Origin of the sequence: Serratia sp. Res13-Sevr-LER1-36-b (assembly GCF_015673035.1) — a bacterium.
GTDB classification, from domain to species: domain Bacteria; phylum Pseudomonadota; class Gammaproteobacteria; order Enterobacterales; family Enterobacteriaceae; genus Chania; species Chania fonticola_C.
Genome location: NZ_JADACK010000018.1, coordinates 321,629 through 341,924, shown reverse-complemented (window position 1 = coordinate 341,924; position 20,296 = coordinate 321,629). Strand labels below are relative to the sequence as shown.

Sequence of the window (20,296 nt, the reverse complement as noted above, 5' to 3'; positions counted from 1 at the left end):
ATGTCTCAGGTTAAGCCCTGCATCTGATTTCAGCCCTTGATGTTACTGGACGAACCACAGACTGACTTCTGCACTTGATTACAGCTCCGGCCCAGCTTCCTCTCCTTGGGGTGAGGGAGATCAAAGGCAATTAGACCCCAATCTACCCGCTTGCAAGTTTAAGTTTGTTGCTAAATATATGCAGGCTAACTAAACAACAGTCAAACGAACTGTAGTTTTTTTGTTAAATATAGCAGCTTTATTTTCTCAAGTAGCCAGAGGTGCAACCCGTTGGCTGATGGGGCGTTTCCTTGGCGGTTAATCGGACTAAAGTTGTTTTAAATCAAAATATTATTGATTTAACCAGCCTTAGGCATTTGAGCGAGATGTTTGCACAATGTAAAATTATACCGATTGTAAAGTAACCGCATTGCAAGAAAAAAATGTTGAGATCGCGGCGGGAAAGGGTTACATATAACGCAAAAATGCGAGCTGAGTCGCAAAACGCCGTGAGAGAACCTTCTACGGTGGAGAAAAACTGAGTGATATCAGCAAGCGCAGGATGTGGTTAATTGTTTGTTGCAAATTTTACTTAAAAATAACATTTGTGGGCGGCAAAGTCGGATGATCCCGGCTATAACTAAGTCATCCTGTGATGTAAAAAGTGTTTCTTCTTTTCATACTAGGGATTTCATGTGGATAGTTTCCAGCTTTCGGTAGTGCATCGCTTGCCGCAAAGTTATCGTTGGCTATCAGGTTTTACCGGCAGCAAGGTTGAACCTATTCCGCTTAGCGGCATAGACGAAGATAACGATCTGATCGGCCTCAAGCTGCTCAGCCATGACGGGCGTGAAGCCTGGCGGGTCATGCAGCAGCTCAACCTGTCTCTGCAAGAGATCCAGGTCAACTGCTCCATCGTTGAATGGGAAGGCGAGCCTTGCCTGTTCGTTCATCAATGTGATGAAAGTGCCGCCATGTGCCGCTTGAAAAACGTCGGTGCGGCGATTGCCGAGCAGCTCAGCGCGCAGTACCCCTTCTGAATGATGCCGCTAATCAACCAACTGCAATAACTGCTGTGTATAGGCAGCAGCAGGTGCGTTGAAAATCGTTTGGCAGTCACCCTGCTCTACGACTTCTCCCTGACGCAGTACGATCACCTGATGGCACAACGATCGTACCACCTGCAAATCGTGGCTGATAAACAGATAGGCCAGCCGGTGACGAAGCTGAAGCGACTTCAGAAGCGTCAGGATCTGGGCCTGCACTGATTTATCCAGCGAGGACGTCGGTTCATCCAGGATCAACAGCTGTGGTTGCAGGATCAGCGCGCGGGCAATAGCGATACGCTGGCGCTGCCCACCCGAAAACTCTGTGGGATAACGATAGCGCAGAGCCGGATCCAATCCGACTTCCTCCAACGCCTCAATCACCCGCTGTTCGCGTTGCTCTGCGGTCAGTTGCTGGTGGATCTCCAGCCCTTCGGCGATGATTTGCAGCACGTTCAGGCGTGGATTCAGCGCGGAATAGGGATCCTGGAACACGATCTGCATCCGGCTGCGGTAAGGCAACATCTGCTGGTTATTAAACTGATGCAGCGGTTGGCCATCAAACCAGATCGCACCTTTGGAGCTCAACAGGCGCAGAAGTGCCAGGCCAGTCGTGCTCTTGCCTGAACCCGATTCACCCACCAGCCCCACGCTTTCCCCAGGCTGTATTTCGAAGCTCAGATCTTTCAGCGCGTAGTTCTGATCGACAATGCGCCGTAACAGGCCACGTTTGATCGGGAAACTGACCTGCAGGTTTTCCACTTTGAGCAGCGGCATAGGCTTATCACTGGCCGGTAGCGGCAGAGGCTTGCCCACGTCCTCCGCAGCCAATAACTGACGGGTATAGGCATGTTGTGGGGCGCTAAACAGGCCGTCACGGCTATTTTGTTCTACGCACAACCCTTGGCGCATTACCGCCACGTTATCCGCCAACCGGCGCACGATGTTCAGGTTGTGGGTGATAAACAGCAATCCCATCCCCAGCTCCTGCTTTAACTCTTTCAGCAGCATCAGGATCTGCGCTTGAATGGTCACGTCTAGCGCGGTGGTAGGTTCATCGGCAATCAACAGCTTGGGCTTGGTCAACACCGCCATGGCGATCATCACGCGCTGACGTTCTCCGCCGGAGAGTTGATGCGGGTAATCCTTCAAGCGCCCTTTGGCATTGCGTATACCCACCCGATCCAGGCACTGAATGATTTCGGCGCGGGCGCTGTCACGGCGCATGCCCATGTGGAGCATCAGCACTTCGGCCAGTTGCTTTTCGATGGTGTGCAGCGGGTTGAGCGACACCATCGGTTCTTGGAAAATCATCGAGATCTGGTTGCCACGCACTTTGCGCAGTTCGGCTTCCGATGCATGTAACAGTGAGTTGCCGTTAAACAGAATATCCCCACCGGGATATACCACCGGCGGGGAAGGCAACAACCGCAGCACGGAGAGAGCGGTGACGCTTTTGCCTGAGCCGGATTCACCCACCAACGCCAGCGTTTCCCCTTGTTCCACCTGTAACGAGACGCCGTTGACCACCTGATTCAAGCTGCCTCCCTGGCGGAAGGCGATGCTGAGATCCTGAATAGCGAGCAGAGGAGTGGTCATATTAATGCGCCTTGCTTGGGTCGAAGGCGTCGCGCACCGCTTCGCCGATAAAGATTAACAGTGAGAGCAGCACCGCCAGCACCAGGAAGGCGGTAATGCCCAACCACGGTGCTTGCAGGTTGTTTTTGCCCTGTAAAAGGAGCTCACCCAACGAAGGCGAACCGAGTGGCAAGCCGAAGCCGAGGAAATCGAGAGAGGTGAGGGTGGTGATTGAACCACACAGAATAAACGGCAGGAAGGTCAGCGTGGCCACCATGGCGTTAGGCAGCATATGGCGATACATAATCACGCGATCCGGTACGCCCATCGCTCTGGCGGCACGAATGTAGTCGTAATTACGGGTTCTCAGGAATTCAGCTCGCACCACGCCCACCAGGCTCATCCAGCCAAAGAGAATGGTGATGCCCAACAGCCACCAGAAATTGGGTTGGATGATGCTGGACAGCAGGATGATCAGGAACAGCGTCGGCATCCCCGACCAAACCTCTATCAGCCGTTGCCCCCAAAGATCGAATCGGCCGCCGTAATAGCCCTGCGTCGCTCCCGCACAGATACCAATCACGCTGGAACACAGCGTTAGCGCCAGCCCGAACAGCATTGAGATACGGAAACCGTACAACACCCGGGCTAGCACATCGCTGCCATTACTGTCGGTGCCAAGTAGGTTTTGGCGTGACGGAGGCGATGGGAAGGGCACTTCGGTGGCAAAGTTGATGGTGTTGTAGCTAAAGCGGATCGGGGCCCAGATGGCCCAGCCGTGTTGCTCAATCTGCTTGATAACAAAGGGATCCTGAAAATCGGTAGTGGTATTCAGTTCCCCGCCGAAGGTCGTTTCGCTGTAGTTGACCATAAAGGGCACATACAGCCGGCCTTCATAACGCACCAGCAACGGCCGGTCGTTGGCGATCAGGTTGGCGGCCAGGCTGAGTGCAAAGGCAGCCAGAAAAATCCACAGCGACCAGTAACCACGGCGGTTGCTGCGAAAACGTGCCCAGCGGGCCTGATTGATGGGGCTTAAGCGGCTCATTGACGGCCCTCGAAATCAATGCGCGGATCGACCAGGGTATAGGTGATATCGCTGACGATATTCAACAGCAGGCCGATCAGGGTAAATATGTAAAGCGTTCCGAACATCACCGGATAGTCGCGTTGCAGGGTGGCATCGTAGCCCAGCAGCCCGAGGCCGTTGAGCGAGAACATCACTTCGATTAACAACGAACCGGTGAAAAACATGCTGATAAAGGTGGCCGGGAAACCGGCGATCACCAGCAGCATGGCGTTACGGAACACGTGACGGTAAAGGATTTTCTTCTCGTCCAGCCCTTTGGCGCGGGCGGTGACCACGTACTGTTTGCGGATCTCATCAAGAAACGAGTTTTTGGTCAGCATGGTCAGGGCGGCAAAGCCGCCGATCACCGTTGCCAGCACTGGCAGGGTAATGTGCCACAGATAATCGGTGATTTTCCCGTACCACGGCAGCGTGTCGAAGTTGCTGGAAACCAGCCCGCGCAGCGGGAACCAGTCCAGATAGCTGCCACCGGCGAATAGCACAATCATCAGGATGGCGAACAGGAATGCCGGAATGGCGTAGCCGATGATAATCAGCGTGCTGCTCCAGGTGTCAAAGGCGCTGCCGTTGTGGATGGCCTTACGGATACCCAGCGGGATCGACACCAGATAGATGATCAGTGTACTCCATAGCCCCAGGGTCGCGGAAACCGGCAGACTCTGGCCAATCAGCTGCATCACCGAGGCACCGCGGAACAGGCTTTCGCCGAAATCGAGGCGCATGTAGTTCCACAGCATGGTGAAATAGCGTTCGTGGAGCGGTTTGTCGAAGCCGTAACGCTTGGTGATCTCGGCGATCACTTCGGGATCCAGGCCACGTGAGCCACGGTATTGGCCTTCGGCCACGTTGCCCGCGCCAGCCTTCATGTGCCCAAGGCCTTCACCCGTGCCTCCGCCGCCAAATCCGCTGGTTTGCCCCATCTCAATAGAGGCAATGGCCTGATCGACCGGCCCACCGGGGGCGATTTGCACGATGAAAAAGTTAATGGTGATGATCGCCCACAGCGTGGGGATCACCAACAGTAATCTGCGTATCAGATAAGCGGCCACCTGAGGCTCCTTATTGCCGTTGCGCCGGCAAGCGTGCCGCCTTGTTGACGTCGAACCACCAGTTGTCGAACCCGATCGAATAGGCCGGGCGTACCGCTGGCGAAGAGAATTTGTCCCAATAGGCGTAACGGTCGTGATTGGAGTACCACATCGGCAGCATATACATGTTCCAGGTCAACACCCGATCCAGCGCACGGCCAAGGGACAGTAACGCTTTTTCATCTCCTTGATGTTTCACTATTTTCCGCACCAGGTCATCTACAGCTGGATCGCTGACGCCGGGGGTATTCCAACTCGAGGTAATATAATCTGAATCCCAACGGGTTTGTAGTGAGGTGCTGGGAAAAGGCATTGCAGGGTACACCGTCGGCATCATATCAAAATCACGCTCGCGCATACGGCGGGTGAATTGGCTGATGTCGATCTCACGGATCTGCATATCGATACCCAACCGCTTCAGATTGTGCTGGAAAGGCAGTACATATTGGAAATTGCTGCCACTCGGCAACATCAGTTCAAAGGTAAAGGGTTTACCGGTTTGACTGTTAACCAACTGCTGGTTTTTCACTTCCCAGCCAGCTTGCTTAAGCAATTCTGTGGCTTTCAGCAGGTTTGCCCGGTCATTGCCGCTGCCGTCGGATGTTGGAGGCTGATAGATCGAGGTAAACACTTCTGCTGGCACTTTGCCTTTCAGCGGGGCCAGCCAGGCCAGTTCCGCAGCGTCTGGGTAGCCGGTGGCCGCGTATTCTGTATTCTGGAAATAGCTGTTGGCGCGCTGATAGGCATCGTAATACAGCGCCTTGTTCATCCAGTCGAAGTCGAAGGCCAGGGTAATAGCTTCCCGCACCCGGCGATCGGCGAAAATCGGGCGCTGGATATTGAACGCTAACCAGCGGGCATTCTGTGCCGCCTGATTGGTTTCATCCTGTTTAATGATGTAGTTGCGCGCGAAGTTGCCGCCCTGATACTGGGTGGCCCAGCTTTTTGGCGAGCCTTCGACGCGGAAATCGTAAGCCCCGGCCTTAAAGGCTTCCAGCGCCACCTTATCGTCCAGGTAATAGTCATAACGCAGCGTATCGAAGTTATAGCGCCCACGATTCACCGGCAGATTGGCGGCCCAATAGTCGCGTACGCGCTCGTAGGTAATGTACTGGCCCAATCGGTAGCTGCCGATTTTATATGGCCCACTGCCGAGTGGAGGAACACTCAGTGGCTCATTCAGTTTATGATCTTTCCAGAAGCTTTCTGGCATGATGGGTAAGTTTAATAGGCCGAGTAGCTTATCTTTATCTGGCTCTGGGAGTTCTATGCGTACCGTCAGACGGGAGATGGCCTTGACTATGACGCCTTTGTAAATAGAACGGAATTGCGGCACCCCTTCGGTCATAAATTTGTTGAAGGTGAAGGCCACGTCGGCGGCGGTGATCGGGCTACCATCATGGAAGCGCGCACGCGGGTTGATATCCAGCTCCATCCAACGCATATCTGCCGGGTAACGAGCCGATTCCGCAATCAGCGGATAATAGCTGGAAGGCTCATCGTCCGAGCTGGTGAACAGTGTATCGTAGAGTTCCCCGGTTCTTTCACCGGGTACGCCGCGCGAAGCGAAACGGTTGAAGTTATCATAGGTGCCGATGGCTGCCAGCCGAACATCGCCGCCCTTGGGGGCAGCGGGGTTCACGTAGTCAAAATGGCTAAAGTCGGTGGAATATTTCGGCTCACCGAGCGTGGCGAAAGCGTAGCTTTCATTAAGGGTTTCGGCCTGCATGCTAAAACTGAGTGCCGAAAGCACCAAGGCAGCAAAAATGCGTACGGACATCTCTACGGTAAGCTCCTGCTATCTATACCCGTCGCCTTTCAAGCCAAGACTTGGAATGCGTCGGATATAAGTCAATTAATCCAGCCGATAGCATAGCATTTCAGGCTGGTTTTCTGAGTAAAGAAGTTTAAATATCAGGGATTAACTGCGTCCCGATAATCAAAAACGGCCTTATTCTGGCAAAAGGCCACAAACTCCTCAATACCCAGTGGCTTACTGAAATAATAGCCCTGCATAAAATTAACGTCGCGTTCTTGTAAAAAACTTACCTGTTCGGCAGTTTCAACTCCTTCGGCCACGGTCAGCATGTTCAGTTTTTTAGACAGCGAGATCACTGCGTCCAGGACGGGAGCAGTCGCCGTATCCTGGCCGATGGTATTGACAAAACCGCGGTCGATCTTGAGGTAATCCAGGGTGAAGCGTTGTAGATAGATTAAGGCGCTGTGGCCGGTACCAAAGTCATCCACGGCGATCTCAACACCCTGGCGGTGCAGCCACTCAAACTCTTCCAAGGCGTTTTGTTCTTCCACCATGCCGCGCTCGGTGATTTCAAACACCACGGTGAAATAGTCGGTTGGCAATTTCGCCAGCAGTTCGGTGATATCGTCATGGAAAGAAGGCGCATTAAGGTGAGAAGGGGCAAGATTGATGCCCAGTTTGGCGCCCCGTGGCAGAGCTTGTACCAATTGCGGGATATCGGCCACGATCCTACGGAACAGGTGGCGGGTCAACGCCACGATCAACCCTTCGCTTTCGGCATAGGGGATAAACAGATCGGGTGGAATGCGCCCCTCGGTGGGATGCTGCCAGCGGATCAATGCCTCAAGACCGGCGATGGTGTTGGTTGCGGAGTGGAACACTGGTTGATATTCAACAAAGATCTCATTGTGTTTGATGCCTCTCATCAGCGCGCGTTCGGGGCTTTGACGCAGTATCTGCATGTAGTAATACAGCACGCCTACCATCAGGGAAAGCACCAGGCTTCCCAACACGGTCAAACGGATATCATTAGCCGTCAGGGATTGGTGATAGAAGATCATACTCAGTGGATAGCCCGGGACGGCTAGCTGGCTGGCGTGGCTTTTAGGTAATTGCGCCAGTGGCAGCATATTCGAACTGAAGGTGGTTACCGCATGCCCCCCAATCACGATGGCAAATCCGGGAGTATCTCTATCACGTGAACTGAGCAGCAGGTAGGGGGCCAAGGTGAGATCCAGCGTGGCTAATATGCCGGTGTTGCCTGGCCCTGGTTGGCGCAACCACACGGCAATCGCCGGTTTTCCAGGCACCATCGGTGTGCCTTGTTGTAATGCCATATCCAGTGGTTTATGCCAGTCGATCTCGGAATAAATATGGCTCATCCGCAGCATCATGTTGCCGGTTGCCGAGGAGCAATAGGCAAAACCGTCTTTTACCAGAACAAAGGTGCGTACGCCGGCGGTAAAAGCGGCGCGATAGGTCAGATCGGACTGGGCCTGTTCGCAGGGTTTACCGGTAAGCGGCATGATTTGTTGCATCATTTCTTGCAAATGATCGAGATAATTAACGGCAAATTTTTGCGTACGGTTTTCGATTTTATGCTGATATTGCGAGCGTTGATGATTGATCAGAAATAAGGTGACAGAGGTAAAAACAATGAAGAAAACGACCGCGACAATACAGCTTTTAGTCAGGCTACGCCTGGTGTTGGATGCATGGCGTGCAAATGCTCCCTTCAATCCCATCACTCGCCCCCTGAGCGCAGCATAAAAATATTATTGTTATATTGCTGGTGATTAATATATCCCACCAATCCTGCCTGCGTCATTATTCGTTTGGCTTGCACTAAGGCTGTCTGTTTAGGCACAGCGTAAATAGCGCGTTACGAAATGGCCTGTCACTTGACGATAATAGGCTATTTTTTCAACCGTTGCGTGGTTTATGGCACAGTGATAATCGAAAATAACGATGCGGGTTTGTTCGGCGCCAGCGTTACCGTGAAAAAAAACGCTGCCCTGGGGCAGCGTTCTCGTCTCGTTTGTTTGGCTTTCAGGACCAGATTCAGATACTACGCCGTTAGCTGGAACTTTTACCCAGTAACCGGCGGCCTTCACGATAACGTTTATCCCAATAGTTATCCGAAAGGCTAGAGATTGTCACACCACTGCTGGTAGAGGCATGAACGAATTTGTCGTTACCCAGATAGATGCCGACGTGGCGGCCAGTAGAACCGGCGCGGAACAGCACTAAATCACCTGGGCGCAGTTTGGCGCGTTGGATTTGCTTGCCCATATCTTCTTGCTCATAGGTTGAGCGGGGCAGATCCATACCAAACTGTTCGCGGAAGGTACGTTGCACAAACGCCGAGCAATCAATACCGCGCTTGCTTTCACCGCCTAAACGGTAGCGGACGCCTTTCCAATCAGCATACTGGTCCATAATCTTTGACTTAACGTCAACGTTACGCACCATCGCTTCGAATTCATCCTGAGAGGCTTGCAGTAAAAGACCATTTTTGTCATTAACTGCATGCATCTCAGTTTGTGATCTATCTAACTTCGAAGTGTTTGTTGAGCTACAGGCGGAGAGCACCAAGGCTGCCGCAATTGCAGGTAATACCCGCAAAAAATATCTCAGAAAAGGTTGAGATTTGACCATTGTAATTGTTTTCCCTTGAAGTCCTTAACGACGCAAGTCGTTATCTGAAAAATACCAAACGGAACGAGACTAGTTGGCACTGGCAGGAAGGACAATCAGTTAGCATCGGAAATGTGCAGGAACGCACAGTTTTCGGATTTTTACTAACGAGCCAAGCCAAACCAGGCACAAACGCATCCGAGAGTACCGGAATGACGTGAGGATTGCGAGCCTTTTTCCGACATTCTTTATATGAAATTGTGATGTAACATAATGTAAATCTTCATATAAAAAAACGCGGTTTGGCGGTTATGTTGGATTGAGGTTAATTAATGGGGTAGGCATGTTAACGGTGTGGTTGTTGAGTAACCAAGATGCGACAGGTAAATCACCGAGAGGCGCTGGCCTCCCGGCTATCATAATCTAAAGTTATGGCTGCGTTGGACGATACTTACCGGGTAATCGGCAGTTCAACCAGTGGATCACAACATCGCTGGCCGGTGTCATCAGCCACCAACTGGTACCGACCATCACCACCGACAGCGAGCCGACGGCAATATCGGTAAACCAATGTGCGCCGATCATGATGCGTGGCAGGCAGAAGACCAGGGTGATCAGCAGCGCGATGGCAAATGCCGTGCGATTAAAGTAGCGCAGCATAAAGCAGGAGAAAATCATCAGCATCATGCCATGATCGCCAGGGAAGCTGTCGCTGGAGGCGTCTTTGGTTGGGATACCGGTGAGTTCGCTGACCCGGTTGATATTGTCAAAGGTCAGGGTAGGGCTGGCGTGTTTTACCGGCAGCAGGTGACCAAACTGGTTGAGCACCACTCCCGTTAACAACATCACGACGCCGGTAACGATCAGACGGCGGCGGCCAAAGGCATCCTGCTTGAGGTAGAAGTAAAGGTACAGCAGCCCCATGGCGATGAGCGAAATGACGTCGAATATCCGATTGTTGGTGATCGCCACCATTCTCAGAAACCAGGCATCGCTGGCCAGATGTTGGTTGAAGAAGAAAAAGATTGCTGAGTCAATCTTGAACCAGAACCCGTGATCCGTGGGTAAATACCAGGAAAGAAATAGCACGATGCCCAAAACGTTGAGCATGAGGATGAAGGGTAAATTGCGGCGTGTCATGGCTAACCTGTAAAAATCAAAAAAATAATGCCAACGTTAAAAGCATTAACTTAAACGAATGTTAAACAAGGCCGATTGCAAAGCATTCCAGTTGGCCTCGTCGCTGTGGATCAATTCGATACGGCTGTCGAGCGGAGCGGCGGGCCGCGTCTCGATACTGAGATCCTGCCCTTGGCGGTTGATCAGCAAACTGCCTTCGGCAATGCGTACTACCGCCTTGGCCCGATCAACCGGAGCTAACCTGATCCATTCCATCATGCCGACGGTATCAAAGACGGTTTCCCCATCGAAAATCCAGCCGCAGCTGGTGAATCCTTGGCCTTGATTAAGGGCGCGGCGCCAGCGGGAGTTTTCAGGCAAACGCAACGCCGCCAATCCTTGGGTCTTGGCGTGGCTATGATGATGCTGTGCGTCCGGCAATTCTGTGCAATTGGTGCGTGGTTGATCCAACAGCGTGATATCCATGCGCCCTTGCTCGATGGAAAAGACCGGCCGCTGCTGGCCATGCAGCGTTTGCCAGGCTTCCAGTGCCTGGGCATCTTGCGGCTGCCAGGTATCCATTTTATTGGCGATGATGACGTCGGCTGCGGCCAACTGATCGCGGAAATTTTCATTTTCGCTATAGCGAGATTCGCCGAGTTGGCGGGGATCAAGCACACAGATCGTTGCCAGCAAATCGATCCATCCGCCATAGGTTTCCTGGGTCAACAGCGCCAGGATCTGCTTGGGGTGACCTAATCCAGTAGGTTCAATCAGTAACCGATCGGGCTTGGCCTGTTGCAGCAACATATTCAGCCCTACCTGCATAGGTAGCCCGTTAACGCAGCACATGCAGCCACCGGGGATCTCTTTCAATACCGCTCCGCTATCGGCCAGCAGGGCACCATCGATACCAATCTCGCCAAACTCGTTGACCAGCACGGCCCAACGCTCATTTTCCGGCTTATTGGCCAACAGGTGTCGAATGGTGGTGGTCTTCCCGCTACCGAGAAAGCCGGTGATCAGATTGGTTTTTGTCATTTGGAAATTCCCGTTAATGATGTTTTCAATTGATTAAAAGTGGGCAATTATTGGCTTTTTTATCGCTATTGGCCAATAGGAGGGGCAGATCACAAATTTAAACATGAAAACCGCCCATTTTTGACGTTTTTTTTTCGCTAAAAAGTTAAGACTTTTCCCATAAAAAACGTGGCATTAACAAAGTCAATTGTACCGTACCGTATTGTTTCCACGACCTTAATGCACCGATTAGCCATGAAAAAAACCGCCTATCCTTGCGATTATTCCTAAAAAAATAACCTATCTTTAAAGTGGCTTAACAAAAGTGAGGTTGCCATGAATAGCTTACGGTTAATTATGATCGCAGGAGCGTTGTTTTCATGGATGGCAGCAAGTCATGCGGGTTCCACAGGTGGCGTTATCAACTTCGTGGGTGCCATTGTCGAAGGGCCTTGTACGGTAGATGTTAGTAACTCAACGGCGAATACCCAATGCTATCGTAACGGGCATAACTACACAGGCACGCAAAGGCTGGCAAGTTTTGATGCCAGCAGTAAAGAGCTTCCGCTGAATATCGGTACCACCGAAATGCGGTGGGTAGACCCGCAGAAAAAACTCGCAATAATGACGGTAATTTATCGTTAAGTCCTTTGTCATGCCGAGTGGGGCTCGGCATGACATCCCCAGATCCCGCACTTTGTTTCGTTTTATCCACACCTTTCATTGCCCAACCGACTGACCAGGATTGCGCACGGTAAGCCGTCTGCCAACTGGCCGTTGCTGGATATCAAATTAAGACTTTTCCGACTTGAAATCTGTATTTTGCGGCAATAAATTATGCGCCGCCAGAGAGGTGGAGTCCAATCTAACTTGATGATAAATAGATGAAACCTCTCTAACTTGCGCTTAATCCAAGAACTTTTTTCAGGTTTATATTGGCTTAATAACAAGTGAGGTGACCATGAAAAGCTTACGGTTGTTTTTGATCGCAGGAATGGTGTTTTCATGGCTGGCAGCAGGCGTGGCCAATGCCGCTACCGGTGGCGTGATCCACTTCTATGGCGCCATTGTCGAAGGCCCTTGCACGGTGGAAGTCGCTGACTCAACGGCACAAACGCAATGCTATCGCGACGGGCAAGACTATACCAGCAAACATCAGTTAGCGAGTCTGGAGAGCGGTAGTAAAGAGCTGCCAATGCATCTCGGCAAGAGCGAGATCAAGTGGTTGGATCAGCAGAAAAAACTCGGAATAATGACGGTGGAATACCGTTAATCCACATTCAGTCAAGTGGCCGTCATGCCTGGTTGATGGGCATGGCGGCCGATAGAGATCAATTCAACTGGGTGGTTACCCAATCTTTTACCGTCTGGCGCGCTCCTCTATCGCGCAATGACAGATAGGCCCGTGTTACCTCCGCGACAAACGCACTATCCGCTGGCAACTGCTCGCCAAACACGCTTTTCAACGCCAGCAATGCAGCCACGCGGGGTTCACCGTCCTGTGAGCTGCTAACGGCCTGCTGCAACGTGGCCAGCATCGGGTCGCGGATATCAATCGGTTGCCCGGCATCATCAATCCCTCCGACATAACGCATCCAGCCTGCTACGCCAAGCGCAAGCCCCGCATGGCTGCCACCATATTGCCGATGCCAACGGATCGACTCCAGCAGGCGCTGAGGCAACTTTTGCGTGCCATCCATAGCGATCTGCCAAGTGCGGTGTTGCAGTGCCGGGTTGCTGTAACGCTCGATCAACTGCTCGGCGTAGGCGGCCAGATCGATGCCAGCGACCTGCAGCGTCGGAGCCTGCTCGTTCAACATCAAATGGTGCGCGGCGCGGCGATAATGCTCATCCCCCATGCAGTCAACAATGTATTGGTAACCTGCCAGATAGCCGAGGTAGGCCAGGAAGGAGTGGCTGCCGTTGAGCATCCGCAGTTTCATCTGCTCGAACGGCAGAACATCGTCCACCAGTTGCACACCGGCATCCTCCCAGCGTGGGCGGCCAGCGACAAAATTATCTTCCACCACCCATTGAATGAAGGGTTCACAGGCGATAGCGCATTCATCACGTACGCCACCCAGGGCTGCGGCAATTTCATCCAGCGTTTCTGGCGTAGCGGCCGGAACGATGCGATCGACCATGGTGCTAGGGAAGGTGACATGTTGTGCGATCCACTCGGCTAACAGTGGATCGCGCGCTTTGGCCAGCCCGGTCACCGCATTGCGTACCACGTGGCCGTTCTCTGGAATGTTGTCGCAGGACAACACGCTAAAGGCGGGTAGATGGCGCTCTCGACGCCGGCGTAGTGCTTCCACGAGGATCCCCGGCACCGTGGTGGGCTGGGTCGGATTAGCCAAATCGGCTTTGATCGCGTCGTGTTGCAGGTCCAATTGGCCGCTACCCGGTTCGATGCAGTAGCCTTTCTCCGTAATGGTCATGGAGACGATTGCCACCTGTGGCTCGGCCAGCTTTTCCAGCACGGCGTCGATGCCTTCCAATTTGCGATGTACGCTTTCATGAACGGCCCCCACCACGATGGCCTGATCGCCCGCCGCGCCCTTTTCTAACACGGTGTAAAGATGATCCTGTTCGCGCAGGGTCTGGAATAGCTTATCGCCGCCGAACAGGCTGATCTCGCAAATCCCCCAATCACCGCCGTTACGGTTGAGTACTCTGTCGGTCAGCAATGCCTGGTGAGCGCGGTGAAAAGCCCCAAAGCCCAGGTGAACAATTCTGCTGCGCAGGTTTTGGCGATCGTACTGGGGCAGTTGTGTCTTGGCGGGCAACGGTGAGTTGGCGATAGTTTTCATTAATGGCTCCATGACGAGAGCAAGGGCCGGTTGATCGCTGGTATAAAGCTATCAGACCAGTTAGCCGCAGGTGTATGCCCGGCTCTCGCGTATCTGTTAACAACCGCCAGTGTAGGGCGGTAGAGAGGTGAATGAAATTGGTCAGTCCAAAATATCCCAGGATCGTGAGTTGGATCAATCAATCGACGTTTCTGTTTTGACAGCACGCCGCTAATCAGTAAGGTTAAAGATGAATGATATCTACTGCAATGTGGTATAACAGGATTGATTTGATTTTGCGATCTACCTCACCACCGATACCGCTTCAACGATGACAGAGCGACTTTTACAAGGATAAATCAATGGAACAAACATGGCGTTGGTATGGGCCGAACGATCCGGTTTCGCTGGATGATGTACGTCAGGCTGGTGCTACCGGTGTAGTGACCGCGTTACACCATATCCCTAATGGTGAAGTGTGGCCGGTTGAACAGATCAAGGCGCGGCAGGCTCTGTTGGCGGAAAAAGGTCTGGTGTGGTCGGTGGTGGAAAGTATCCCGGTGCACGAGGAAATTAAAACCCACAGCGGCAACTACCAACGTCATATCGCCAACTATCAACAATCGCTGCGCAACCTGGCGGAATGTGGCATTGATACCGTGTGCTACAACTTTATGCCGATCCTCGACTGGACGCGTACCGATCTGGAATACCCACTGCCGGACGGTTCCAAGGCCTTACGCTTTGATCAGATCGCCTTTGCAGCCTTCGATCTGCATATCCTGTGCCGTCGTGGGGCGGAAAAAGATTACACCGACGAAGAGCAAGCCCAGGCACAAAGCTATTTCAAGGCGATGAGTACGGCAGATATTGCCAAGCTGACCGGTAACATCATTGCCGGGTTACCTGGGGCGGAAGAGGGATACACGCTCGATCAGTTCCGCGCCCGGCTGGCGGAGTACGATCATATCAATAAGGCGCAACTGCGTGAAAATATGGCCGTCTTCCTACGCGCTATCGTGCCGGTAGCGGAAGAGGTGGGTGTCAGGTTAGCAGTGCATCCCGATGATCCACCTCGCCCAATCCTAGGCTTGCCACGTATTGTTTCCACCATCGAAGATATGCAGTGGCTGAAAGAGACGGTAGATAGCATCTATAACGGCTTCACCATGTGTACCGGTTCTTACGGGGTGCGTGCGGACAACGATCTGGTGCGGATGATTGAAACCTTTGGCGATCGCATTCACTTTACCCACCTGCGCGCCACCTGCCGCGAGCAAAACCCTAAAACCTTCCATGAAGGGGCGCACTTGCAAGGGGATGTGGATATGGTAGCGGTGGTTGAAGCTATTCTGGCAGAAGAACAGCGCCGTCATAAAGCGGGCGATCTGCGGCCTATCCCAATGCGACCAGACCATGGCCACCAGATGCTGGACGATCTGAAGAAGAAAACCAATCCGGGCTATTCGGCCATTGGTCGGTTGAAAGGTTTGGCGGAGGTTCGTGGGGTCGAGCTGGCGTTAAAGCGGCGGTTTTTCCCGGAATTACTCTAGTAAAAGCAGGGCGCACTCAGGTTGCGCCCCTACCGTTGACTAGTCTGCGCGGCTCATATAGCGGCGTTCTGCAATATGAATGCGGATTTTATCACCGCTGCTCAGGTACTCCGGTACCAGAATGGTCAGGCCGGTCGCCATGGTGGCCGGTTTGTTACGCGCACTGGCAGAAGCTCCTTTGATGCCCGGAGCGGTTTCAACAATTTCCATATCCACGGTCTGCGGCAGCTCCAACGCCAACACCTGGCCATCCAGCGTCAGTACCTGCATACCCGGCAAGCCCGCTTCAGGGATGAACAGCAGCTCATCTTCGATCTGATCTTTCTTGAAGATATAAGGGGTGTAGTCTTCATCATCCATGAACACATACTCTTCGCCGTCAATATAGGAGAAGTTTACCTTGCGGCGGGACAGGCTGATGGTGTCCAGAATATCATCGCCTTTAAAACGCTCTTCTACCTTCAGCCCGGTACGGACGTCGGAGAAACGCATTTTATACAGCGTGCTGGCACCACGGGCGCTTGGGCTCTGGACATCGATGTCCTTTACCAGCAGCAGTTTGCCGTTGTAATTGATCGCCATACCGCGCTTGATTTCGTTCGCTCTTGCCATTGGAATACCCTGTCAACATAGATTTTAGGAAGTTGCGACAAGTTACTCGCGCCGTGCTTTTCAGGCAAGAGCCGCGCGCAAAAAGAGTGGGGAAAACGGGCGGCTGTGGCCGCCCCTGAGGCTTATTTGAACACCGGCAGCAGATCTAATAGCGTTAGCACGTGGGCCACGGCGTTAATCGCCCCAAACAGGATGATGAACAGGATCATGCCTTGGCCGCCGGGAGCACGGTAGCTGGCCTGTGGGAAACGGCGGCGGCTGGCGCGTGCCATCATGGCAGGAACGATCACCGCCCAAATGGTGGCGGCCAGGCCAGCAAAGCCGATGGCGTAAAGGAAACCGTTCGGGAACAGTAACGCGGCCAGGGTTGGCGGCACGAAAGTCACCAGTGCCGATTTGGTACGGCCTGCCTGGTTATCCTTGAACTTGAAGAAGTCGGCGAGAAAATCAAACAGCCCCAGCGACACCCCCAGGAATGAACTGGCCAGCGCCATATAAGAGAAGGCGTTAAGCAGTTGGCCAACGGCATAGCTACTGGAAACGTTACCCATCTGCTTGAGCAGGCTGCCGATGTTGCCCCCTTCGGCGATCACCTGCTTGAAGGCATCACGGGCGATATTGCCCTGGATCACATACTGCCACAGGATATAGATCGCCAGCGCCAGCAAGGTGCCGTATACCAGGCTGCGCACCACAGCCCCGCTGTCTTTTTGATAATACTTCACCAGACCAGGTACGTTGCCGTGGTAGCCGAACGAGGTCAGCAGGTAAGGCAATGCCGCGAGTGCATAGGGTAGGTAGTTGGCGTCGCTGCCGCCCTGGTTGAACAACACGGCAGGCTGCACGTGGGTGAACATATCACCGACGGACAATACAAAGGTGATCACCATGCCGCCGATCAGAATGGTGCTAAGGCGATCCACGGCACGGGTGGATAACCAGACGATAAAGGCCACGACGATGGCAAACACCAATCCAGACAGGGTTTGGTTGGCCCCGAAGACGCCTTCGAGCGTATGGGCGATGATCGAACCGCCCGCCGAGATATAGGCATAGGTCAGAATATAGAGTACGAAAGTGATCGACAGGCCGTTAAGGGTATTCCAGCCTTTGCCGAGCAGATCTTTGACCACGGTGTGGAAGCTGGCGCCCGCCGGATAATTCATGGTGGCTTCCAGGATCATCAGCCCGGAGATCAGCATACAGAACCAGGTATAAATCAGCAGCGCCACGGAGCCGCTGAACCACACGCCAGAAGTTACGATAGGGATAGAGAACATACCAGCACCTACGGCGGTGCCGGCAATGATCATCGCGCCACCGAGGACGGAAGGGCGGGAAAGCTTCTGGATGGTGTCCGCAGACATTATTGCTCCTGATTGGCCGTTGGTCGTGAGTTCTTTTGTACTAGCTCAATGGTACGTGCGCGATGTGTGCATGTAAAGAGGATATTTGGTGGGATTGGTGCAATCTTCAGCGCTTAGGGCGTTATTTTGGTGGTTTTCCCCTCACCCCAACCCTCTCCCACGGGGAGAGGGGGCTGCAATAGCGTTGTGGTCAGGGGCAGAAGTCTGTCTGCTGCATGCTTGGTGACTGGTAATAAGGGGGCTGTAGTCCGGTGCTGGAGTTTATCAGTGGCACATTAAAATCTGCCCTATGCGAGATGGAGTTATTGCGGTGCCGAGGCCAGTTACTGACGTTAATTTGTAGCACATTCAGTCCCCTCTCCCTGTGGGAGAGGGTTAGGGTGAGGGGCGTCACTTTACGTATCCTGATGTATTTTTTTGTCTAATTGGCGGGTATAGCGGGAAATGCCACTCATCGACAAAGTGATAAATCTTTCACATAAGTCGTTGGTGACATCCAAGAAATTCTATCGCATGTGAAATAGCCGTCATGTTTGAGTTTGTAGTTTACATACAAGGAGACCGGTAAACTAAAAAGTATTGATACCAGTGCTAACCTGGTTAAATGTTTAACAACTATCATATTATGTCTTGGCAATCTATCAAAAATAAAGACAAAAACAGAGCCAGATAAAGCATAGAGTATCAGAGGTGAACCAAAGAAGCACATAAATATAGAGGCTGAAAAAGTTATTTCATCCTCCATTAATATCAATGAGATAATGTAGCCGTAAATCAATATCGATAAGCATATAAATATAATCAGTAATGCCGTTGCTCCTAATATTTTCCAAAATCGATTATTTACACTCATCTTCTTAACCCATTGAGGATATATTGAAAGTTTGCTTCTGGTGTTCTTGGTTTTACCTTCAATCGCTTAATGCTTTCTCTAAGCCGATAGAGTCAAGAAACTCATGTTGGGGTTTTAGCTGGTTGATCCCGACATTACCTTTCAGGAAATCCCCCATGTAGCCTTCCCAACTCGGGTTGAAATTTTTATCTGACATGATCTCACTCCATTGATAGTTCTAAGCTTTTCACTCCATTGAAAAATAAACTCTAGCACTATTGGTAAGCATTGTGAATGAGTATAACTTAATGCGGCGTTCTGCTATTGTCTCAACCACATAATCAGCCCCTATAGGATCGCAGATGGACTGCCGTGCCGACTGTGGTGCCTGCTGTATCGCACCTTCGATTTCCAGCCCGATCCCTGGTATGCCCAACGGCAAACCGGCCAATACCCGTTGCATCCATCTGGACCCGCAACTGCGTTGTGGAATATTTCATTCGCCGCTGCGGCCCAAAGTTTGCGGCAGCCTGCAGGCCAGCCGTGAAATGTGCCACGACCGCCGTGATGAGGCGCTGATCTATCTTGCCAAGTTGGAGGTGGATACCGCGCCTTGAACGTCCTTCAGCCGCCACAGGCATAGCACCGCACCCAGGACCATCGCCAACGCAAAGTAAAATACCGCGTGATAACTCCACATTTCAGCCACGACCCCGGCGATCGAACCGGCAATAATCCAGCCAACGCGGGTGGTATTGGTAAACAGCGTGGTGGCCGCCCCGGCCTGGCCGGGCATCAAATCCTGGAAATAGAGCATACCAATCCCCGCCAGCACCCCGATAAACAGCGCATTCAGCAGTTGCAGGGCGATCAGTTGCCAAGTACCGGTTATAAACAGTAGCCCGGCATAGAACAGCACCCCGGCAATCACCGCACAACGCATCAGGAAGCGCTTGCCAAAGCGTTGGGCCACCATGCCTGCGAGCAACATGGTCGGGATTTCCAGCCCGGCAGCGGTACCCATCAGTATTCCCGTCAGTTTTTCCGGTAACTGCAGTTCCCGCACCATGTACAGCGGCATATTGATCAAATACATGCTGTTGGCCGTCCACATTAACGTGCAGGCCATAAACAACAATAACGTATCCTGGCGGTTCTGGCGGGGGGCTTCCAGCGTCGCCCCGCCGGTACTCTGCACTTTTGGCATGGAGGGCAACATCTTCCATACCAGCGCTCCGCAGAGAATAAAGGCTGCGGCGGCGGCCAGATACATCACCTTAAAACCAAACCCCAAGGCCAGCGCAAAGGCGATCGGTGGCCCAATCACCCAGGCCAGCGAAACCTGAGCGCGCAGGATAGAACTGAACATCACCGTTCCCCGGCCGGTGTGCTCGGCATGTTCTCGTGCCAGGGCAAACATCTGTGGGTTGGCGGTCGAGCCGAAGCTGCTCAGCAACACGCCGACGAACAGCAGCAGGTAATAGTTACGATTCCAGGCGAACAGCGCACAAGCCAAGGCACCCAACATGCAGCACAGAAAGATCAGTGATTTGCGATCGCCCCTCTTATCTGAGCGGCTGGCCAGAAACTGGCTGACCAAAATGCCGATCACCGCGCTGCCGGTAAAGAACAGCCCGACCATCGTTGGCCGTACGTTCACTTCGGTGGAGAGGAACAGACTCAGCGTGGGCGTCTGTAAGGCACCGGCAATCCCGGTGAGAAAAGCCACGACCAGAAATGCCAACGAAGTTAAATCGGGCAAGCGTCGTGTCGCCGCAGTTGAAGTACGCATAAGCTGAATGAATAGCCAAAGAGAAGGGAGAC

19 protein-coding genes are annotated in these 20,296 nt (G+C 52.7%); 5 read left to right on the top strand and 14 right to left on the bottom strand.

Features of this window, described 5'->3' with window-relative positions:
* Positions 1-674: 674 nt before the first annotated feature.
* Positions 675-1,019, top strand: a complete 345-nt coding sequence (locus IMQ33_RS13300; protein ID WP_021805874.1) for a YejG family protein — start codon at positions 675-677, stop codon at positions 1,017-1,019.
* A 9-nt stretch (positions 1,020-1,028) separates the two neighbouring features.
* On the opposite strand, the gene yejF is transcribed toward IMQ33_RS13300, so the two are convergent.
* The 8 genes from yejF to IMQ33_RS13260 form a co-directional block, all read right to left on the bottom strand.
* Positions 1,029-2,624 carry a microcin C ABC transporter ATP-binding protein YejF gene (gene yejF, locus IMQ33_RS13295; protein WP_173408989.1) on the bottom strand — a complete coding sequence of 532 codons (1,596 nt, stop codon included), beginning with the start codon at positions 2,622-2,624 and terminating at the stop codon, positions 1,029-1,031.
* Between the two features lies 1 nt (position 2,625).
* Positions 2,626-3,651, bottom strand: a complete 1,026-nt coding sequence (locus IMQ33_RS13290) for an ABC transporter permease (protein ID WP_024486916.1) — start codon at positions 3,649-3,651, stop codon at positions 2,626-2,628.
* Positions 3,648-4,742, bottom strand: coding sequence for a microcin C ABC transporter permease YejB (locus IMQ33_RS13285; protein ID WP_196061526.1), 1,095 nt, complete (start codon positions 4,740-4,742; stop codon positions 3,648-3,650). The genes IMQ33_RS13290 and IMQ33_RS13285 overlap by 4 nt, the downstream gene beginning before the upstream one ends.
* A 10-nt stretch (positions 4,743-4,752) precedes the next feature.
* A complete protein-coding gene (locus tag IMQ33_RS13280; RefSeq protein WP_196061525.1) occupies positions 4,753-6,561 on the bottom strand; it encodes an extracellular solute-binding protein in 1,809 nt (602 codons plus the stop codon).
* A 134-nt stretch (positions 6,562-6,695) separates the two neighbouring features.
* Positions 6,696-8,285, bottom strand: a complete 1,590-nt coding sequence (locus tag IMQ33_RS13275; RefSeq protein ID WP_196061524.1) for a cyclic di-GMP phosphodiesterase — start codon at positions 8,283-8,285, stop codon at positions 6,696-6,698.
* Between the two features lie 331 nt (positions 8,286-8,616).
* Entirely contained in the window at positions 8,617-9,198 is a 582-nt protein-coding gene (mepS, locus tag IMQ33_RS13270) for a bifunctional murein DD-endopeptidase/murein LD-carboxypeptidase (protein ID WP_024528047.1), read from the bottom strand.
* 408 nt (positions 9,199-9,606) lie between these two features.
* Positions 9,607-10,317 carry a phosphatase PAP2 family protein gene (locus IMQ33_RS13265; protein WP_065683211.1) on the bottom strand — a complete coding sequence of 237 codons (711 nt, stop codon included), beginning with the start codon at positions 10,315-10,317 and terminating at the stop codon, positions 9,607-9,609.
* Between the two features lie 45 nt (positions 10,318-10,362).
* Positions 10,363-11,337: a GTP-binding protein gene (locus IMQ33_RS13260; protein WP_065683212.1), complete on the bottom strand. Its 975-nt coding sequence runs from the start codon at positions 11,335-11,337 to the stop codon at positions 10,363-10,365.
* A 315-nt stretch (positions 11,338-11,652) separates the two neighbouring features.
* On the opposite strand from IMQ33_RS13260, the gene IMQ33_RS13255 reads away from it, so the two are divergent.
* Positions 11,653-11,961, top strand: a complete 309-nt coding sequence (locus IMQ33_RS13255; protein ID WP_065683213.1) for a type 1 fimbrial protein — start codon at positions 11,653-11,655, stop codon at positions 11,959-11,961.
* Between the two features lie 316 nt (positions 11,962-12,277).
* Complete coding sequence (locus IMQ33_RS13250) at positions 12,278-12,589, top strand: type 1 fimbrial protein (protein WP_098930455.1); 312 nt, start codon at positions 12,278-12,280, stop codon at positions 12,587-12,589.
* 58 nt (positions 12,590-12,647) lie between these two features.
* On the opposite strand, the gene IMQ33_RS13245 is transcribed toward IMQ33_RS13250, so the two are convergent.
* Positions 12,648-14,129, bottom strand: coding sequence for a mannitol dehydrogenase family protein (locus IMQ33_RS13245; RefSeq protein WP_196061523.1), 1,482 nt, complete (start codon positions 14,127-14,129; stop codon positions 12,648-12,650).
* Between the two features lie 341 nt (positions 14,130-14,470).
* Between IMQ33_RS13245 and uxuA the strand changes: the two genes are divergently transcribed.
* Positions 14,471-15,661 carry a mannonate dehydratase gene (uxuA, locus tag IMQ33_RS13240; RefSeq protein WP_024528053.1) on the top strand — a complete coding sequence of 397 codons (1,191 nt, stop codon included), beginning with the start codon at positions 14,471-14,473 and terminating at the stop codon, positions 15,659-15,661.
* Positions 15,662-15,700: 39 nt separating this feature from the next.
* Here uxuA and yeiP read toward each other — a convergent pair whose 3' ends face one another.
* The 4 genes from yeiP to IMQ33_RS13220 all read right to left on the bottom strand — a co-directional run bounded on the left by yeiP (position 15,701) and on the right by IMQ33_RS13220 (position 18,689).
* Positions 15,701-16,273 (bottom strand): elongation factor P-like protein YeiP, encoded by a 573-nt coding sequence (yeiP, locus tag IMQ33_RS13235; protein WP_021805861.1) that lies wholly within the window; start codon positions 16,271-16,273, stop codon positions 15,701-15,703.
* A gap of 122 nt (positions 16,274-16,395) precedes the next feature.
* Entirely contained in the window at positions 16,396-17,640 is a 1,245-nt protein-coding gene (gene mtr / locus IMQ33_RS13230) for a tryptophan permease (protein ID WP_065683216.1), read from the bottom strand.
* Positions 17,641-18,091: 451 nt separating this feature from the next.
* Positions 18,092-18,385, bottom strand: coding sequence for a DUF1240 domain-containing protein (locus tag IMQ33_RS13225; protein ID WP_337062429.1), 294 nt, complete (start codon positions 18,383-18,385; stop codon positions 18,092-18,094).
* A 166-nt stretch (positions 18,386-18,551) separates the two neighbouring features.
* On the bottom strand, positions 18,552-18,689 hold the full coding sequence (locus IMQ33_RS13220) for a hypothetical protein (RefSeq protein WP_196061529.1): 138 nt from the start codon (positions 18,687-18,689) through the stop codon (positions 18,552-18,554).
* Between the two features lie 145 nt (positions 18,690-18,834).
* Here IMQ33_RS13220 and IMQ33_RS13215 point away from each other — a divergent pair, with 145 nt between their 5' ends.
* A complete protein-coding gene (locus tag IMQ33_RS13215; RefSeq protein ID WP_161712372.1) occupies positions 18,835-19,089 on the top strand; it encodes a YkgJ family cysteine cluster protein in 255 nt (84 codons plus the stop codon).
* On the opposite strand, the gene IMQ33_RS13210 is transcribed toward IMQ33_RS13215, so the two are convergent.
* Positions 19,053-20,264, bottom strand: a complete 1,212-nt coding sequence (locus IMQ33_RS13210) for a sugar efflux transporter (protein WP_196061522.1) — start codon at positions 20,262-20,264, stop codon at positions 19,053-19,055. The genes IMQ33_RS13215 and IMQ33_RS13210 overlap by 37 nt on opposite strands.
* Between the last annotated feature and the right edge of the window lie 32 nt (positions 20,265-20,296).

Coding starts and splice junctions, on each gene's coding strand:
- yejF (WP_173408989.1), bottom strand. CDS start 2,624: ATGACCACTCCTCTGCTCGCTATTCAGGATCTCAGCATCGCCTTCCGC.
- IMQ33_RS13290 (WP_024486916.1), bottom strand. CDS start 3,651: ATGAGCCGCTTAAGCCCCATCAATCAGGCCCGCTGGGCACGTTTTCGC.
- IMQ33_RS13280 (WP_196061525.1), bottom strand. CDS start 6,561: ATGTCCGTACGCATTTTTGCTGCCTTGGTGCTTTCGGCACTCAGTTTT.
- IMQ33_RS13275 (WP_196061524.1), bottom strand. CDS start 8,285: ATGGGATTGAAGGGAGCATTTGCACGCCATGCATCCAACACCAGGCGT.
- mepS (WP_024528047.1), bottom strand. CDS start 9,198: ATGGTCAAATCTCAACCTTTTCTGAGATATTTTTTGCGGGTATTACCT.
- IMQ33_RS13265 (WP_065683211.1), bottom strand. CDS start 10,317: ATGACACGCCGCAATTTACCCTTCATCCTCATGCTCAACGTTTTGGGC.
- IMQ33_RS13260 (WP_065683212.1), bottom strand. CDS start 11,337: ATGACAAAAACCAATCTGATCACCGGCTTTCTCGGTAGCGGGAAGACC.
- IMQ33_RS13255 (WP_065683213.1), top strand. CDS start 11,653: ATGAATAGCTTACGGTTAATTATGATCGCAGGAGCGTTGTTTTCATGG.
- IMQ33_RS13250 (WP_098930455.1), top strand. CDS start 12,278: ATGAAAAGCTTACGGTTGTTTTTGATCGCAGGAATGGTGTTTTCATGG.
- IMQ33_RS13245 (WP_196061523.1), bottom strand. CDS start 14,129: ATGAAAACTATCGCCAACTCACCGTTGCCCGCCAAGACACAACTGCCC.
- uxuA (WP_024528053.1), top strand. CDS start 14,471: ATGGAACAAACATGGCGTTGGTATGGGCCGAACGATCCGGTTTCGCTG.
- yeiP (WP_021805861.1), bottom strand. CDS start 16,273: ATGGCAAGAGCGAACGAAATCAAGCGCGGTATGGCGATCAATTACAAC.
- mtr (WP_065683216.1), bottom strand. CDS start 17,640: ATGTCTGCGGACACCATCCAGAAGCTTTCCCGCCCTTCCGTCCTCGGT.
- IMQ33_RS13225 (WP_337062429.1), bottom strand. CDS start 18,385: ATGGAGGATGAAATAACTTTTTCAGCCTCTATATTTATGTGCTTCTTT.
- IMQ33_RS13220 (WP_196061529.1), bottom strand. CDS start 18,689: ATGTCAGATAAAAATTTCAACCCGAGTTGGGAAGGCTACATGGGGGAT.
- IMQ33_RS13215 (WP_161712372.1), top strand. CDS start 18,835: ATGGACTGCCGTGCCGACTGTGGTGCCTGCTGTATCGCACCTTCGATT.
- IMQ33_RS13210 (WP_196061522.1), bottom strand. CDS start 20,264: ATGCGTACTTCAACTGCGGCGACACGACGCTTGCCCGATTTAACTTCG.